At 40.9% G+C, this 19,627-nt stretch carries 5 protein-coding genes; 2 read left to right on the top strand and 3 right to left on the bottom strand.

The genetic code is table 11. The features are described from left to right. The first annotated feature begins 1 nt into the window (after position 1). Positions 2 to 421: a luciferase domain-containing protein gene (locus J4N25_RS05265; protein WP_207421092.1), complete on the top strand. Its 420-nt coding sequence runs from the start codon at positions 2 to 4 to the stop codon at positions 419 to 421. A gap of 74 nt (positions 422 to 495) precedes the next feature. On the opposite strand, the gene J4N25_RS05260 is transcribed toward J4N25_RS05265, so the two are convergent. The 3 genes from J4N25_RS05260 to J4N25_RS26900 form a co-directional block, all read right to left on the bottom strand. Then, complete coding sequence (locus tag J4N25_RS05260; RefSeq protein WP_207421091.1) at positions 496 to 1,695, bottom strand: hypothetical protein; 1,200 nt, start codon at positions 1,693 to 1,695, stop codon at positions 496 to 498. 214 nt (positions 1,696 to 1,909) lie between these two features. Beyond that, entirely contained in the window at positions 1,910 to 2,050 is a 141-nt protein-coding gene (locus J4N25_RS05255) for a hypothetical protein (RefSeq protein WP_207421090.1), read from the bottom strand. A gap of 52 nt (positions 2,051 to 2,102) precedes the next feature. Beyond that, positions 2,103 to 3,089 carry a M23 family metallopeptidase gene (locus J4N25_RS26900; RefSeq protein WP_207421089.1) on the bottom strand — a complete coding sequence of 329 codons (987 nt, stop codon included), beginning with the start codon at positions 3,087 to 3,089 and terminating at the stop codon, positions 2,103 to 2,105. Between the two features lie 307 nt (positions 3,090 to 3,396). On the opposite strand from J4N25_RS26900, the gene J4N25_RS05245 reads away from it, so the two are divergent. After that, positions 3,397 to 19,623 (top strand): Calx-beta domain-containing protein, encoded by a 16,227-nt coding sequence (locus tag J4N25_RS05245; protein WP_207421088.1) that lies wholly within the window; start codon positions 3,397 to 3,399, stop codon positions 19,621 to 19,623. Positions 19,624 to 19,627 lie beyond the last annotated feature (4 nt).

Below are 19,627 nucleotides of genomic sequence, written 5' to 3'. Positions count from 1 at the left end.
AATGTTTGCATTTGTTGTTAACCGGCTTGGCTTTCTTAAAGTTATGCCCGGATTGCCTTTGTTCTTTGATGCCCTGTTGAGGCTCTGGCTTTTTGTTACCAAGCCTCAGATGTTAGAATGGTTGGACGACATCGAATCTGAGGTAGGAAGTTGGGAGGACGTAAGTCTGAGCTTGCATAAATATGGAGGCTTGCAGTTTAATTATAAGGGTAAGGAGATCGGTCATCTACACAGTAACGGCCTATTGGATGTACTATTCAGCAGAAAGATGAAAGCTGAGCTACTGGCAGATATGAGGGTAGGGGATCATCATTTACTTAAAAGATCAGGCTGGATAAGTTTCTATTTAAAGTCAGAAGAAGATGTGAATTACGCTATTCAATTACTTAGGTTAAGGACGTTGCAGCATAAAATGTGCTGAAAGGAGCCCTGAAAACAAACGGTTTTCTTAGGCTCCCAGTCTAATTATCCTTTAAACATTTGATGCAACTGTCTTTAAAGTATCCTCGCTGCGTATTTAATTGATTGTTTACTTAATAGCAATTCGGGTAAATTTATAGAAGCCTTTATATCGCTAACAGCCTGATTTTTTAAACTTGTAAGATCGGCCTTCTTCTGGTTTATAAGTGAGGGGTCGGCAATTCTGTTTGCGGCAGCGATATCCATAGCCTGAAGAACCCGGGTATTGTAAACTTCATAAACATTGAAATATTGATTGTGCTGATATTCAAATTGATTTACCAAACCTATCAGCTCCTCCAAACGATTGTTCGCTTCCTTAAGATTTCCATTATTACTTGCAAGGATAGCTTCATAATTTATTCTATTATTTGAGCTATTCTGTCTTTCAAGGTCGCTAAACAACTTACTTACATACGCTTTATCAAAGCCCAGGAAAATTGTATTGAGGTATGCGCTCAATGTTTCGTTTTGGTTCTGTTTTGGAAGCTTGTAATTTAATGTCTTGGCGAAAAAAGATACTTGTTCAAATAATTTCTGCTGCAGCACGCCTAAGTCTTGCGCCTGGCTGGCGAGGTTGTAGGTGAATGCTGCGTTACCATCATTCAAAGCAACATAATACTGAACATAACTATTGAGCTGATTCTCAATTTGGTTAATACTGTTTTGATTCAGGTCATCGCTCACTATACTCGCACTTCGCAACAAACTCATTACCGAATTTGCTACAGTTATAGCAGGTGAGACGTTAGCGATAGTGGAGACAATTTGTCCCTTAGTAATACCGGAAACATTTTGTATGATCTTATCGCGCGTATTCTTTTTGCCTACTTTCAAATTCTCGTTAACGAGTTTAATAATTGTTTCGTCCAGCTTGAAGCCCAGGGTATTGCTTTGGGGGTTATTAAGATCCTTAATAAATAGATCCAGCTTGTCTGCAGAAGTTTTAGATTTTAGAATATTGATCTTGTTATTTAGCAACTGGAAAGTAGAGGCTGCGTTTGTTAGATTTTGCTTGATAATAGTGTATTTATTGGCAGCATCAATGTCTTTCCCGGTAAGCAGAGCGTTGATGTTAGAGGAATGATTCTCATTTTGTTTTTGCAGCTCATCAATTTGTTTAAGCAGGCGCTTAATTATAGTGGAGTCAGCAGACTGTAGTTGAGGCGCATTCTGACCAAGTACCTGTAGTTTAAAAATTGATAACAGTAAAAGCAATAATGTAATTTTTTTCATTCAGTTAGTGTTTATAATATAGTTATCACCTATAACAGTGAATACTTCTTGTTCAATAATGTTTTTGAATGGCCAAGAAAATAGGGCTTGCGGCAATTATCTTCCGGTAAAATTTTAAATCGTCAGCAGCGCGAGGCATCACAATATAAAGTAGGATAATATTATGAAAAGGTTTAGCGCCTGCTCTTATGTACTCAAGAGTAAGCGCTTTTCCCTATTTTATGCCCTGGCTTAACTTTTTTATATAATCAAAGGCATTCGCAAGTACAAGGATAATACGGGCAATAACCTCATTCATCTCAAATACTATTATTGCCATAACAAACATCGAAAGGATAATTAACAACGTGCTCATAACAACTATTTTAATTGGTACTCATTTTAACTTAAATTTTCAGACAGGCAAGTTAGCTTGTCTGAAACAAGCTCCTGAACTTTTCGAGGGCTCTTTCAAAAAACCACTCATTACTTCGTTCAATGTGCTTCTTTTTATAATATGGTGTAGTGATTTTCTTATTTTTTATATCAGCAGGAAAGAAACCATACAACAAGGGTTTTTCCCACTCGAATTCTACCCATGTTCTACCGGAGGGACTTAGCGAAGGCTTAATAACCTCGAAGTGGAGATGTGGACCTGTAGAATATCCTGTATTTCCTGAATAACCGATCACCTCTCCCCGTTCAACAATATCCCCCTCTTTAACATTTACACCATTAGGATTTAGATGGAGATAGTTAGCAATAGTACCATCTGAATGAAGAATGGATATAAAGTTAGCGTCGGGCAGGTACTGTTCATCGGGGCCACCAATTGAAGAATTGAATTTCAAAGCTGCAACAATTCCCTCTCTGCTAGCTGTAACGGCCGTCCCCTTGGGCATTGCAAAATCATAGGCAAAACTGTGTTTGTGACTAAAAGATCCTCCGGGTCCCTGAGAGATTCTATATGAAAGTCCCCGAAGGTAGGGGTATCCATAAACATAATTATGGTTTACAATTTTCGTTGTATCTCCCAACACAACCCTATACCTGTATTCGCACTTGTATGGCTCACTGCCTATAAGTTTTTTATATGTCGCCAGTTTGAATCCTGCTGCTTTGGGCGGAATAATGGCAGAAATTGAATCAAACGTGAGATTCAGATTGCTTAGTGAAACATTTATCTGAATACTTATTGGAACATAGAAATCATTATCAATGGAAAGGGTAACATTTTCCAGAGTATCCCTTACCGCATAGATTTTGGTTCTTTGATTAATACCATACGTCTGTGCATACGATTGATAGGCGGAAATCAAAAACAGAATTCCAAACAAGATTGCGGATCTTATCCCTTTAGTTAAAAAAGCTCCCCTCATATCTAAACTCTTATATCCCTTAAACGAAAGGGCCATGAATAAGATATACTAAAAGGTATTTTTAAGGTAATTTTAAGCAGGGAACCTCCGCCACTAACGAGATTAAAATTCGTGCAATGTTAGGTCTTCGCACACTACATAATAGAAGGCGAGATCCCCTTATACCTCCTTCGGATTTCACTATTCTATCCAAATGGCTAACAATCAGGCTTATTCCTTATTTAATTTCCACGATAATAACTTTTTGTTAAGGAAAGAAAAAAAGGAAACCTGGGAGCCCCATTTCCGTATACACCGGCACATCTTATTTTAACGCTCTCTCGAAAAACTTAGAACTACCTACGTGCATAGGAATTTTTTTATCTGTTATAGCGTTCGTCGCATTGTCATTCTAGTCTCGGTTCTGTTTTCACTGATCGGGGGAAGGGTATTTGGGGAAGGTAGTAAGGACCTATTAACAAATTTGGGAAACAGGGCCTTTTTTTCAAGCACAACTGTTGCTACTTCAAATAATCCCTTTCCAACCATTGGAACGGTGAAAGTCTATGTAAGGGCTGGAGAAACGCTTTTTTTAGGGTCAAGTGCTCAGGGGATCAAAAAAGGTAAGATCATTGCTCGTACACCTAACGGAATTGTTTATAATTCCGGGAATTCTACAACTATTGGATTAATAGCTAATCTAACTCAGGAAAAAGCCGGCCCCTTGCCAAACTCCAATGGTTATAACCCTTATAAGTTGACTGTTAAAAGTGGAGAAGAGGGTGTTTGGGAGATTAATTTCGTTTCACCGGATTCTACTGCAAACCCAACATCAAATATGCCTGGTCCGCTGGGGGTAAATGATGAATGGATACAAAGAGATAATAATTGCTACGTAAACGCCTTTGATGTAACCGTGAAAGACGACAATGGCTTGGTGAAAAGAGGCCGGGCCTACATGAATATCTTCGGGGGTTGTCTTGGTGCCTATGAAAAGGGGTTTAATGGCGTATTCAACGTGTTAACAAAAGATGGATATATATATGAGGTAAATAATAATGGGCAGGCTGGTTATGTGTTCGGCTTTTTTGTTAATAATAAAGGGTTCCTTGATCAGAATAATAACGCGCTCTATAAAAGCATACCGAGAACATCTGGTAAAGTGCACGATCCGAGAGCAGCAGATACTCCCACCGATATTACTCATAAGATCTTTTTCTCAGAACCGAATTCTGATTTGCCAAGTTCAGCTCCGATTGCAAGAGGTGGCACTACATGGCTTTTGCAGCAGCCTAAAAGCCCGAGTGCTAGTAACTTCTTGTTTAAGGGGCAAGAAGGAACTCTTTATAAAGGAGGAACTTACCCCCTTGGTGGAACTATAAGTTTTGACGCCGATCAGGTTGTCGGATACGCTATCGGCTTGGATCTTGACAAAAATGGCTCTTTTAATGATGCTGTTGATACCATCCTAACTGGTATTACAAAAATTGGTACCAACACAATCAGGTGGGATGGTCTAAATGGAAATGATGTTCCTGCGATCGGGAATTTCAGCTTTGCTCCTCAGAATATGAAAGTGGTACTAAGAGGAGGAGAGGTGCACTTCCCGTTCACAGACGTAGAGAAAAATTATGGGGGTATCATTCTTACCAGAAAAAATGGTCCTAATAATAATAATGATATTGTTTATTGGAATGATATCGATATTAAGAAGCAAACTGCTTACAAGGTTACTGAAATTAATGGTGCCAGTAGTACCACAGACGGACATAAATGGGGGAACAGTACATCCGATGCAAACGGCTTTGGTAATGAGGTAGGAATCGATACCTGGACTTATATTGAAAGTACTCCTATCGGCCCCTTAATGAATATTGAGCTTCGAAAGGCGGATCTTCAGGTTGTAAGTATAGTAACTGCAAAAAGTACTTATTGTATTGGTGAGGATATTACCTATACTGTTCGAATTAAGAATAACGGGCCTAATTCTGTTACTGGTGCAAAATTTACATTGGATTATCCTTCAGGTTTCCAATTCACGGGGGTAACGACGGATCAAACTACAGGTGCATCAAGCAATTCTGGAAACACAGCGACAGCAACCCAGTTTGCTACGATGGTAGACCTGGAAAACTTAGCAGAGATGACCCTGCATATTAAGGGAAAAGCGACCGTTGCCGGGGCGATGGGCCTTATTACTGCCATTATCCTTAGACCTGCAGACGTAACCGATCCGGATGCGACAAATCCTGATGATGCAATTCCGGTCAATGCAGCTGCTGAATGTAGCGCAGGCTGTAATAATATTAAGACTGCAAGTAGTATTAATATAACAACCGTTGGGATTAATATCTCTAATGCAACTGTTTCCGAAAAAACAGATGTTACCAGCGAGATTGCCTTTCCTGTTACATTAACCTCAACTTCTCAATGCCCTGTGACGGTTAGTTATACCATAACCCATGGAAGGCCAAATAATCCAACTAATGCGACTAATGACGCAGATTTTGATTCTTCAGTTTCAAAAACAGGAACTGTAACTATTCCTGCCGGACAAACAACTGCTTCTATTCGTATCCGGTTAAATGCAGACCGCATTATTGAAGGTAATGAAGTATTTACTATTACACTTTCCAATCCGGTTGGAGGAAGTTTAAATAGCCAGATTGCAACGGGAACGATTACTAATGATGATTCGGCAGACTTGTCAATAACCGCCACACCAGGTAGTGAAACAGGAGAAGTAGCCGGGAAATTTATTTTTACTATTTCTAATGTTGCAGATGTAGCTACCGAAATAGATTATGCACTTTCGGGAGATGCTACCCCGGGAATAGATTTCACTGGTCCGCAAAAGGGAACTATCATAATTCCCGCCGGCCAAAACAGTTATATTTTATCCCTGCCTGTTTCTGATGATGACATTGTTGAAGGTGATGAAATTGCGAGTCTTAATATAACACGTCTGGCTCCCGGGCATGAGTTTACAATAAAGAATATCACTACAGTTCCTCCAACTGTTACTATTTCTGACAATGATAATGCCCGTCTGGAATTAAGTAGCGACGTGATTCTAAGTGAAGGTGCAGATCAGACAATTGATGCTACTTATACGCTTACTTTAAGTAATCCTACCTCTAAAAAGTTTACATTAAACTATCGCACAGAAGATATGTCTGCTAAGGTTGCAGACAACGATTATAAATCCACCGGAACAGTATCCCTTGAGTTTGCCGGTTTGAAAAACGAGTTTAAAACCATTACCATTCCGGTTGTTGGTGACAAAAAAATTGAGAAAGACGAGCTAATAAAGTTGCTAATTTTCAACTTGTCTGATTCCTTTGGAAATCGTCTGACTATTCCTAAAGATGTGGCTCAAACTACGATCAAAAATGATGATGCAGGCCAGATTTCCATCATAAGCGAGGACGGTGAAGAGGGTGTCAAAAGCGGTAAGTTTATTTTTAAGCTTCCCGACGGAGTCTCAACTGATACAACGATAACTATCAGCTATACTTTGTCTGGAGAGGCAAATGTTGGTGGTATTGATTATACCACCCCAGTTGTAGGTACTCTGGAGATAAAGCCAGGGGAAAATAGCGCCACTCTTATTCTGCCTGTTAATGATGACGCTATAGCTGAAGGGCCGGAGACAGTTTTGATTAATGCAACGGTAGGGACAAACAACTACTATATCGGCTTAACTAATACTAGTCATTCGCTAAAAATAAATGATAATGATAAAGCTCTTATCACTATAGCACCAGTATCTGTTCAGGAAGGTAGTAATCTTGGCACTACCAATGCAGAGCTCGAAGTAGTTTTAAACGTTTCAACAGCCGGGCCTTTTTCACTTTCCTATAAGGTCCAGGATGGCTCCGCTAAAGCTGCTCAAGGGGATTATTCTGCAGATATTATTCCTTTACAATTTAATGGTACCGCAGGGGAAAAAAGAAAAATTCCTGTTAAGGTAAGTGCCGACAAGAAGGTGGAGGGAGACGAGACTTTCAGTGTAATCCTTGATAAACTTAGTACTAACTTCGGGGGATCTCTTAGTATCGGCGATCCTACTGCTATTGGAACTATAATCGATGATGATAATGCGATTATAAATATCACTGCAATAAATGGATCAGAGAACGGACCTCAAAACGGAAGTTATCTTTTCAGTTTTCCTGCCGGGGTTACATCGGATGAAGTAACGAGAATTAATTTTGATTTTGAGACAGATGCAGAAACTGGCGTAGATTTTACCCCGTCTGCTTCATCTTTCGTCGAAATTCCTGCTGGGCAATCCTCTGCAATCCTTACACTAGCGGTGAAGGACGACATTATTGTTGAAGGAGAGGAAAAAGCCAAACTTAAAAATCTGGCGGTGGTAAGTCCCTACAGCCGGATCTCTCTTAGTAATGCAGTGCCTCAGGTTGCTATTGAAGATAATGATGCTGCTACACTTACACTTAGCGGCCCAATTGATGGCTTGGAAACGAGTGATGGTCCCACGGTAATTAACTTTAATATTAAGCTTGATAAGTCGGTAAGTAAGCCATTTAGCGTTTCGTATAATACAGAGGATGGAACTGCTACTATTGCAGATAACGATTATGTTTCAGCTTCAAGTACCCAGGCATTTAACGGAACTGCTGGTGAAAATTATTTTATCCCGGTTACCATAAACGGTGATAAAAAAGTTGAAAGCTCTGAAAGCTTTCTTCTAAAGCTCTCAGGCTTGACGAATAATTTTGGAGGCAAATTAGTTATTTCACCCACGCAGTTAAACTATACTATTAAGAATGACGACACTTCGGAATTGTCGCTTTCCACTGTATCTGGCGCGGAAGGTATGTATGATGGTGCTGTTACTTTTACTTTAAGTAATCCGGTTAGTGAACCTGTAACTGTCGACTATTCCCTTTCAGGAACAGCCATCTCCGGCTTAGATTATAACCTTCCATTATCAGGTACTATTGTTATTCCGGCAGGAGCGGATAACTACCCAGTTAATATCCCAGTTCTCGACGACAATATTCTTGAAGAGACAGAAAGTATTAAAATTTCAGCAACAGCACATTCTGCAAGTTATAATATTCCAGTAAAGAATAGTCAGGTTTCGCTTGATATTGTAGACAATGATGAAGCAACTATCACCGTTACAAATCCTGTATCTATCCCTGAAGGCGACACTGGGAGCTCAATAATGAAGTTCGAGGCCGCGTTAAGTAAAGACATAAGTAAACCGGTAACACTAAAATTTAAAACGGTAAATGGAACGGCGCTCGCCGGCCAAGATTACGTTAGCAAGACCGGGCAGTTGAGCTTTTTACCTCTTGGGTGGAAAACACTGCAACCCATAGAAATATTCGTAACAGGCGATTTTTCCATAGAGCCAGATGAAAGCTTTGATGTTAATCTTTTTGACCTTAGTGATAATTATGGTGGTCGCCTCAAGATCGTAGACCAAACTGTTAAAGGTTGGATCAGTAATGATGACGGAGGGGATATTAAGATTACGCATAAGGACGGGGCTGAAGGTGGGCAAGTAGCCGAGTTTATTTTTAGCTTTCCGGGTATTTATACATCCGCTCAACCAACAACAATAGAATACACTCTCGGTGGCAGTGCATCATCCGGTATTGATTATACAGGAGCTTCTTCCAAAATCGTTATTCCTGCAGGTTCAAGCAGTATAAGTTTGCCCCTTAGTGTTAATGATGATGCCATTGTTGAAGGCGATGAGGAAATAGAGTTGACTGTTACTTCTGTCGACAACAATTTCAAGATGTCGAACACTTTTGATAAGCTAAACATCGAAGATAACGACTACGCAACTTTAACACTTCATGGTCCGGTAAACGTAAAAGAGACAGATGGTGGCTCAACTGCTACTGCTGTATTTTCCGTAAGCCTTGACAAAGAAACGTCTAAATCCTTTGATGTTAACTACTCAACAACAGATGGTACTGCAAAGGCAAGCGATAATGATTACCTACCATCAAACGGTAAAATTAATTTTAGTGCCGGTTCTAAAGATCTGCGGACAATTAGTGTCTCAGTGAATGGAGATAACAGGGTAGAGAAAAATGAAACGTTCACAGTCGACCTTAGCAATATAAGTAATGTCTTCAAAGATAGAAAAGGCAACGAACACCTGCGTTTTTCTGTAAATAATGCAGTTGGCAGTATTGAAAATGATGACAAACTTGTAGTTGAGATTGAAGGAGAAAATGGAGTGGAGGGTTCTAAGCCTGCAAACTTCTTGTTCAGATTAGTTGGTGGTGTTGCAGACGAGGACATTAAAATTTCTTACGATTTGACGGGGAATGCTCTTGCTAACGGTAAGGATTATACTGGGGCTACGACCGGGGAACTTATTATCCCTGCTGGTGCTACTTCCTGGCCGCTTACTATTCCCGTTGCCGACGACGCTATAGTGGAAGACTCAGAAAATATTCTTTTAACCGCTGGCTTAGTAGGCGGCTCTTACAGTGCATCGGGAGGCGTATATCCTATTACGCTTTCAAACCCCACAAAGGGCGTCTTCATTATCGATAATGATAAGGCTGCCATTTCAGTGGGCGATGTAAAAATAACTGAGGGTGATGATAACGAGAACAAAACACTTAGTTTCACTTTAACTCTTAACAACGAAACAAGCGCAGGATTTGATGTGAGTTATGCTACTTCTGATGGTTCTGCCACTGTTGCCGATGGAGATTATGTGCCAAAATCAGGAACTCGTCACTTTGATGGAAAAGCAGGAGAGCAACGGACAATAGATATCATCATTAATGGCGACCGTAAGGTAGAGGATAATGAGGTATTTAATCTTTTGCTTAATGGTCTGTCTTATAATTATAATAGTAACCTGTCTATTTCAGCACCCGCCTCAGCCAAGGGCGAGATTACAAATAACGATTTCGCCCAAATTGGAATTACAGCTGTTAATGCCAAAGAAGAAGGCGCTAAACCAGGGGTTTTTCAGTTCGGTTACCTGAACGGTTATTCTTCTGACAAAGACGTAACGGTTACCTACACTTTGAGTGGACTTGCCAGTACTGGTAAGGATTATACTCCTGAAATAACATCAAGTGTTACGATTCCTGCAGGTCAGGTATCGGCTCCTGTAACGCTGAGTGTGATCGACGATCAGATAGTAGAAGACAATGAAGACATTACGATTACGGTAAGCGCGGTATCAAGTGTAAACCCAGTGACGCTTAGGGATCAACAGAAATCACTTATCATAGAAGATAATGATATAGCTACCATCACCATCAGTAACGACATTAGTACCGATGAAGGTAATGCTGGTCAGCAAACAGCCGATTTTACTATAAGCGTTGACAAGGAAACCTCTTTTGGTTTTAGTGTAGATTATGCTACTGCTGATCAAACTGCTACCTCAGCAGATAATGATTACAATTCGCGAGCGGGTGCGCTAACATTCGCGGCAAATGACATTACTCCGAAAACTATTAATATTCCAATTAACGGAGATACGAAACTGGAAGGGGACGAAACATTTACTTTTAGTCTGGGAAACCTGATAAGCCGCTTTAATAATCGCATCAAGATAGCCGATGCCAGAACCAGAACAGTTACTCTTAGAAACGATGACTTTGGTGATCTTAAACTTACCAAAGTTGACGGAAGGGAAGGTGGGAACGATCCTTCATTCACCATTGGTTTTGACAGCGATATTACCTTCAAAGACAATCTTACTATAGATTATTTCATTTCAGGAACAGCTAAACCTGTCGAAGATTTCACTGGAAGCAACGGTTCCATTACAATTTTGGCTGGGGAGAAGAGTAAAACTATAACACTTCCGCTAGTTGATGATAATCGTTTAGAGGACCCTGAAACTATTCAGATCACCGCAACGCTTCGTCCTAATAACAATGGGATAGTGCTAAAAGGCTCGCCTCAAATAATTACTATCGAAGATAATGATAAGGCAGAGATCAGCATAAGCCCCGTAAGCATATCAGAGGGAGATATTGGTATTCAAAAAGCCGTTTTTGCGGTTAAACTGAAGGGTGCTACGGATAAGGGTTTCGATCTTGTTTATAAAACTGCCGATGGTACTGCAACATCGGGGGATGGTGACTATGTTCCAACACCAATAACTGGAAGAACTCTTCATTTCAACGGTACTACTGATGAATCCCGTGTCATTGAAATAGATATAAATTCAGACCGAAAAATAGAAGGGGATGAATTTTTTACAGTTTTTCTTGAACAGCCCGCAACGAACTATGCGAATGCGTTAACTCTTGAAAACTCTGCTGATAAAGCCGTAGGAACGATCTTTAATGATGATTCAGGACTTATAGAAGTTACTGCGACCAACTTTTCGGAAAATAATCCTGCAGACGCAGCTATTAAATTTAGCTTCCCGGCCGGAGTTACTTCATCTAAACCTACCCGGATCAATTTCTCAATTGGAGGAAGTGCTGAAGCTGTTAAAGATTATACTTATACAGGTTCTGGATGGATTGAAATCCCGGCAGGCGACGAAAGTTACACGCTCCCACTTCCGGTGGTCGACGATGCTATAGTTGAAGAGGAGGAGAAACTGCAATTGTTAAATATTGCACTTGAAGATCCAACCAACCCTAACGTTACTTTGAAGAATACTCTTCTGGAAGTTCCGGTGATTGATAATGATGTTGCAAACTTAAGCATAAGCGGTCCTGTAGAGATTATAGAGGGTGCTAATGGGGCATCATCAAAGGTCAATTTTACGGTAACGTTAAATAAAGCGGTACAAGGACCATTCAGTATTAACTATTCTACCAGAGACGGCCTGGCAAAAACTACAGATAATGATTACGTTGCTACTTCCGGCACTTTAGTTTTCAATGGTACGGCTGGAGAGAAATATCCCGTCAGCGTAACGGTTAATGGTGACGGAAAGCTGGAGCGTGATGAGAATTTCTTTGTAAAACTATCGCAACTAAGTAATACCTATGAAAACCGCCTTTCTATTCACACTCCGGACGAAGTGAGTACGATCATTAGAAACGACGATGTACCAGAAATAGAAGTTGCTAAATCAGATGGTAAGGAAGGCAGCACAGATGGTTCAATAACCTTCACTCTAAGTAATAATGCTACTTCTGATAATGACATTGTAATCAATTATTCCCTTTCGGGAACTGCTGAATTAGCTAAAGATTTTACTTTACCAGTAACTGGCTCTGCAACTATAAAGGCGGGCCAGCGAAGTAGCCTTCCTCTTGTTTTGGGTGTTGTTGACGATGACATTGTGGAAAACATGGAGATAGTTACAGCTTCTCTTACCGCAAGTGATTTTTACGGAACCCGGCTTAAGACTAATTCGGTAAACGTTAATATTGAGGATAATGACAAAGCGCTTGTCAATATTATTGGTCCTGTTATGCTCAAGGAGGGTCAATCTGGAACCTCCACCAGGTTTGAGTTCTATGTTACGGTCGATAAGGAATTGAGCAAGACGATAACCCTGCAGTATAGAACTGCTGATGGAACGGCTATTGCCAGCTCTGATTATACTGCCGCTGCCGGAACGATAAGTTTAAAGTCACCGAGCCAGCGCGCCTTAATCGCTGTAATTGTAACAGGTGACGGAGTAATAGAGAAAGACGAAACCTTTACCGCCAATATCTTCGATCTTAGCGAGAACTTTGGCGGGCAATTAACAATAAGCGATGCTACTGCTCTTGGCCGTATTCTCAATGATGATGGAGGGGACATCACCATCACACACAAAGATGGAAAAGAAGGGGGAGATGTACCTGAATTTACCTTTAGTTTTCCTGCCGGAGTTAAAGCTGATAAAGACACCAAAATAGAATTCAATCTTGCAGGAACAGCTGTTGCCGGTGCGGATTATACAGGAGCTGCAACGTCTGTTACTATTTTGGCAGGTGACGAGTTCGTTAAACTACAGCTGCCTGCGGTTGACGACTCAAAAGTCGAACGCGATGAGGTGGTTGAGCTGGAGGTGACTTCAATTGACAATGGATTGCAAATGTCCAATTCATTCCAAAGCCTCAGCATCGAGGATAATGATGTCGCAACTCTTAGTTTGAGTGTTGCTCAACGCGTTACTGAAACTGACAATGGAACTACCTCCGCTACATTTAACGTAACCCTTGATAAGGAAACAGAGGGTAAATTTTCAGTCGACCTGAATAGTGCCGATGGTACTGCCAAAGTTAGTGACAATGATTATGAACCTATAGCAACTACCCTGGCATTTGAAGGAAAAGAAGCGGAGACCAAACCGTTCTCAGTTATAATTAACGGCGACACCAAATTGGAAAAAGATGAGGTGCTGAATCTGTTATTAAGCAATTTGACCGAAACGTACAAGGATAAATTTGGCAATGACCGTCTCACAATTGATGTAGCCAGCACCATAGCTACTATAGAAAATGATGATAAACCAAAAATTAAAATCGATGGTCAAGACGGAGAAGAGGGTGTAAAAGGCGCAGGTTTTGTCCTTCGCTTAAGCCAGGGAACCGCGGATGAAGATATATCAATTTCTTATAGCTTATCAGGCAACGCGGCTGGAGATGGTAATGACAAAGACTATGATGATGTTAGCAAGGGACAAGCAATTATTAAGGCAGGTGAAACGTTTGTTCCTGTTGCGCTTCCCGTGATTGACGACGCTCAACTGGAAGATACGGAAGTTGTTACGCTCAATATTACAGCTGTAAACAGTCCTTATATAGTAACACCAGAAGATCAATCAAAGACGGCTTCCATTACGGACAATGATGCAGCCAAAATAAGCGTCAGCGATGTAAGTGTACTTGAGGGGGAAGATGGGACTAAGATAGCAACCTTCAGCCTTGTCTTAAATAATGCAACCAGTCGGGCGTTCGATGTTGACTTTAACACAGCTGACGGAACTGCCCTGGCTGCTGATGCAGATTACAAAGCAAAAGCCGGGCAGGTACACTTCAACGGAACAGCCGGCGAAGAGCAGACAGTTGAAGTTGTGGTGAATGGTGACAGAAAAATTGAAAGTGACGAAGCATTTAATCTTTTACTAAGCAATCTCTCTTACAACTTTGCTAACCGTCTAAGTCTTCAAACATCGGCTAAAGGCACAATCAAAAATGATGATGAAAGTCCTATCTTCATTACCGCAATTAATGGCAAGGAGAAGAACCAGGAACCGGCCGCATTTGAGTTTAGTTATAAGCCGGGCTACTCTTCTGATAAAGATGCGACGATCAGTTATTCGTTAAGCGGAAAGGCTGAAAGTGTAAAAGATTATTCTACCAGTACTCCTACAAGTATCACTATTCCTGCAGGGCAATTAAAAAGAAGTATTGTTCTTGATGTAGTTGATGACCAAATTGTGGAAGGTGCGGAAGACATCATTCTCTCGATTACTTCTGTAACAAGTGCTAATAAAACGAATGCCACGGAACAGATTAAAGGCCTTACTATTGAAGATGATGACAGGCTAACCTTAACCCTGAGTCCTGATGTTAGTATTCTTGAAGGTGATCAGGGCCAGACATCAGCCAATTTCTTCCTAACTGCCGACAAGGAGGTGTCATCAGGGTATAAGATCTCTTATACAACCGTTGATCAATCAGCCAAAACTTCCGATCAGGATTATATAGCTACTCAGGGTAGTTTATCTTTTGAAGGTAAACCGAATGAAAATCAGCCTATTTCTGTATCTATCAAGGGCGATAAAAAGATCGAGGGTGATGAAGTGTTCATTGTGCAGCTAGGAGCAATAACCAGCTCTTTAAGTAATCTAATGAGCATTCCACAAATGACGGGTAAAGCAACTATTACTAATGATGATAAAGGTAACCTTGTAATCAGCAAAACGGATGGAGAAGAAGGGTTGAAAGACGCCTCATTTACCATAGGTTTCGAAAAGGACCTTAGGGCCGACCGTACTTTAAAAATTAACTACTCACTTAATGGAGAAGCCAAAACCGGGAAAGACTATATCGGATCAAGCTCAGTTATTGAACTTCCTGCAGGTGAAAATAGTATTAAGGTAACTTTGCCTGTTATCGATGATGGGGTGGTTGAAGACACTGAAATCATAGAGCTTGAGGCATCAGTAGAGTTGAACGATTATAACATTACTATTCCTTCAGGTATAACCCCTATCAATATCGCTGACAACGATAAGGGATTACTTTCGATAAGTCCTGCTGACATAAATGAGAAGGATGCTGCAACGAAAACCCTTGATTTTAAGGTGACGTTGGATAAGGAAACGACGAAGCCGTTCACAGTCCAGTTCTCAACACTTGACGGCTCCGCAACTAGCGCAACCGGGGATTACAACGCTTTAAGCAGTAACTTAAGTTTCTCTGGCCTTCCCGGAGAATCTCAAACTATTAAGGTGGTAGTTAAAGATGATAAGGTTGTTGAAGCAGCAGAAACAATTACAGCAAGGCTTAATAGTATCAGCAATACTTTTAATAATCGTTTGACCTTCGAACATAATAGCGCCACGGGTACAATAAATGATGATGATATCGCACAGATCTCAGTCAGCAAAGTGGACGGAAAAGAAGCCAACAGTATTGCTGGTAAATATATCTTTAGTTTTAAGGATAACGCAACGTCTGATAAAGCAACCACTATTACTTATAGATTGGGTGGCCTGGCAGAAGCGAACGGCGTCGATTTCGGCGGTCCTGTTTCTGGTTCGGTAGTAATACAACCTGGTGCTCAATCCGCAGAACTTACTTTGCCTGTTATTGATGATATTAAAGTGGAAGGAGATGAAGCCGTAAAGATTGTCAATGCAAACTGCGAAAGTCCTTACAATACTGCAATTTCACTTGAAGGTGTTTATCCAGACCTTATTATTGAGGACAATGACAAAGGAACTTTGGTATTAAGTGCGGATGTAAAAATCCCTGAAGGAGATGAGGGGGTTCAAAACGCGACTTATACGCTAACGCTTGATCGTGCAACTAACTCAGGATTCCAGGTGGCTTATCAAACTATGGACGGTACAGCATTAGCTGCCGATGGAGATTATATTCCAGCAATAGCTACTCTTAACTTCGCAGGTACTGCAGGTGAAAGTAAATCTATTTCAATTGCAGTTAAAGGCGATAAAAAGATTGAACCTCACCAGTTGTTCACTTTGCAGGTTGACGATCCAACAAACACTTTTGGAGGTGCCTTGACTGTTACCGCTAAAAGCAGAACGACAACAATAGAAAACGATGATTTTGGATCTGTTGCTATTACGAAGGTAGATGGTGTTGAAGCAGGGCAGGCAGCCGCCTTTAATTTCAGCTATCCTGTTGGATTGACTTCAGACAGTCCCTTGAAGATTAATTATAGTCTTGCGGGAACAGCTAAAGGAAATGGAGAAGATTACACCGGGACGTCACCTGGAAATATTATTATTCCTGCAGGGCAAAACAATATTACCCTCACTCTTCCGGTATATGACGATGCTATCATTGAAGATAAAGAAACTGTAAGTATTGCAGCATCTGTTTCAGGATCTGCAACAGACAACCCTTATAACATTCAATTAGCAAACGCCGCAGCAAGTCTCGATATTCTGGACAACGATAATACCACTATCTCCATTACACCTGCAAGTGTAGCCGAAGGAGACAATGGCACTGCTACTCTTGATTTTAAATTGACTTTGAAAAAGGCAACAGGCAAGCCTTTCACACTTCCTTATCAAACAGCAGACGATGCTGCAAGAGTAGCAGATAATGATTATACAAGTGCCTCTGCAAATGCTGCGGTTTCTTTTGCTGGAACAGCAGGGGAAATTCAGACCATCAGCATTCAGGTAAAAGGGGATAAGAAGATCGAGGCGAATGAAGCTCTTACTCTTGTTCTGAAAGATCTGTCTGATAATTTCAATGGACGCTTGGTTTTAGAGAGCACCAGTGTTACTGGTACTATCCTTAACGACGATCAGGGAGCAGTTACGATCACTAAGACTGATGGAGTTGAAACAGGAGCTGTAGCCGGTACCTTTACGTTTAGTCTTCCGGCGGATATGACCTCTGATCAGCCTATTGTTATCAATTACTCCCTTGATGGAACAGCGGGAGGTAACGGTGTAGACTATACTGGCGTAACTTCTGCGGCTATTACCATTCCGGCTAATCAAAATAAGGTAACCTTATCTCTTCCAGTTATAAATGATGCTATAGTTGAAGAGGATGAGACTGTAGTGTTGGTGGTGAACTCACTAAGCTCTTTACACACTTCCGCAGTAACTGTAAATCCTGTAATACCTGTAATGAAAATTATGGATGATGATTTTGGGGATATTGCTCTTGGTGGGACGATAGTTAAGCAAGAAGGTAATAGCGGCACAACTTCATTTGATTTCCCTGTGACCCTCAGTAAGGCAACCGGTTTGCCATTTACTCTGAAGTATTCAACTTCAAACGGATCGGCAACTGTGGAAGATAATGATTACATACCTGCTATTGATCAGTTAGTGAATTTTGCAGGTCAGGCTGGAGAGGTGCAAACGATAAAGGTTCAAGTTAAGGGAGATCTGAAACTTGAGGCCGATGAGGTGTTCAATCTTGCTATACATGCTTTGTCTAATACCTTTGGCAATAAGCTGCAGATAACGAATGCGAACTCGGCAGGAACGATAAAAAATGATGATGCGGGTCAGATCATAGTAACAAAAACAGATGGTACGGAAGGTCTGCAGGATGCTGCTTTCACCTTTAGTTTCCCTCAAAATGTTACTTCCGAAGCGCCGACCACTATCACCTACCGTTTGTCGGGTTCTGCAACCAGTTCTGATTATATTATTTCTGGGGTAAGCTCTGTCACTATTCCTGCAGGCACCAACAGCATTACCCTTCCAATAAAAGTGACTGATGACAACGAACTTGAAGATGTAGAAACTATCGCTATTGCAGTAGAAACCATTAGTAATTCGAATAGTCTGCTTGCCTGGGCTACACCGCTTCCTGTGGTTAACATTAATGATAATGATAAGGCTGAAATAATTATAACGGGACCGCAGCCAGTGATTGAACAACACAATGGCAAAACAACTGTAACCTTCACTGTAAAACTAGACAATCTTACCAGCAAAGGTTTTGATGTAGATTACAGAACTACGAATGGCAGTGCATCTACTGACGACAATGATTATGTCGCTAAAGCGGGCACCTTGTCATTCTCCGGCTTTGCAGGTGAAACTAAGCAGATCACTGTGGATGTTAATGGTGACTTGAAGGTCGAAGGCGACGAATTGTTTAATATGGTTTTAAGCAATATCAGTCCTAACTATGGCGGAAGGTTAACTGCAAAGGGAAGCCCGGCGATCGCAAGAATTATCAATGACGATTTTGCTCCGGTAGCTAATCCTGATTTTGTTACTACAGCCGAAGATGCATCAGTGACTTTCTCCGTGACTGCGAATGATACTGATGTGGACGGTATCGATGCGAAAACCATAAGGATTCAAACACCTCCTGTTAAGGGAACTCTGTCTATTAATGCTGATGGGACATTGAAGTACACCCCAGTTCCAAACGACTATGGGACCTATACATTCATTTATACTGTTAAGGATAACCTCGGACTTGAATCAAATGCAGCTATTGGTACAATCAATGTTACTCCTGTGAATGATCCCCCGGTAGCAATTAATGACGAATTCTATATTGCGAAAGATGCTGCTTTTAGAGGAACAGTAGCAGCCAATGACTCAGACGTGGATGGTGATGTGTTGAAGTTTCGATTAATCAATGCATTCGCAGGAGCGCAACTGGAAAACTTTAATGTAGCAGACGGAACCTTCTTATATATCCCGAAAAAAGGATTTACAGGAATAGAAGAGTTTGCCTACGAAGTAATCGACCCTGCCGGACTAAAAGATACCGCTACGGTTAGATTGAAGGTCCAGGGAAATGTAACTGTTTCATTAATTCCTGAAGTTTCTACTATAACCGAAGGTGACTCGATTATAGTGAAAGCAGTATTGGATGACGTGCTGTTGCAGGATGTACAGGTGAGCTTGCAATATGGGGGAACCGCTTCACAGGGTAAAGACTATGTGCTACAGCCTCAATATGTTAGGCTTACTATTCCTGCCGGAACTAAGGAGAGCGAGCAGAAGATACATATTCAAAGTTTGAAAGATTATCTGAAAGAAGGAGAGGAAAACATCTCTATCAGGATAACTAATGCAACTCCAACTGCATTTGTGAAACTTGGAAGCAACGCGAACGTAATCATCAATGATTTTTATCCGGAAGGTAAGCCTGTAGGGCCTGGGGAAAATGCAGATATCGGTCCTGATCCATTACTGTCTCCAAATAATGATGGCGCTGGAAATGAACAGTTCGTAATTCGAAACATCGAGAGATACCCTGAAAACGAGGTGGTGATCTTTAACCGATGGGGAAATGAAGTCTACAGGACTAAGGGATATAATAACAGCGATAAGGCATTCAGAGGAGTGGCTAATAGTGGAATCGGTACAAATTCGAATGCTCAATTAACAGACGGCGTTTACTATTACATCATTCACACCAAAGTGGCTGATGGATCTCAGAAAAGCAATAAAGGATACGTAATATTAAAAAGATAAAGGG

Source organism: Desertivirga brevis, from assembly GCF_017355835.1.
The sequence above is the reverse complement of the archived record's forward strand: the minus strand, read 5'-3'. Positions and strand labels throughout refer to the sequence as shown.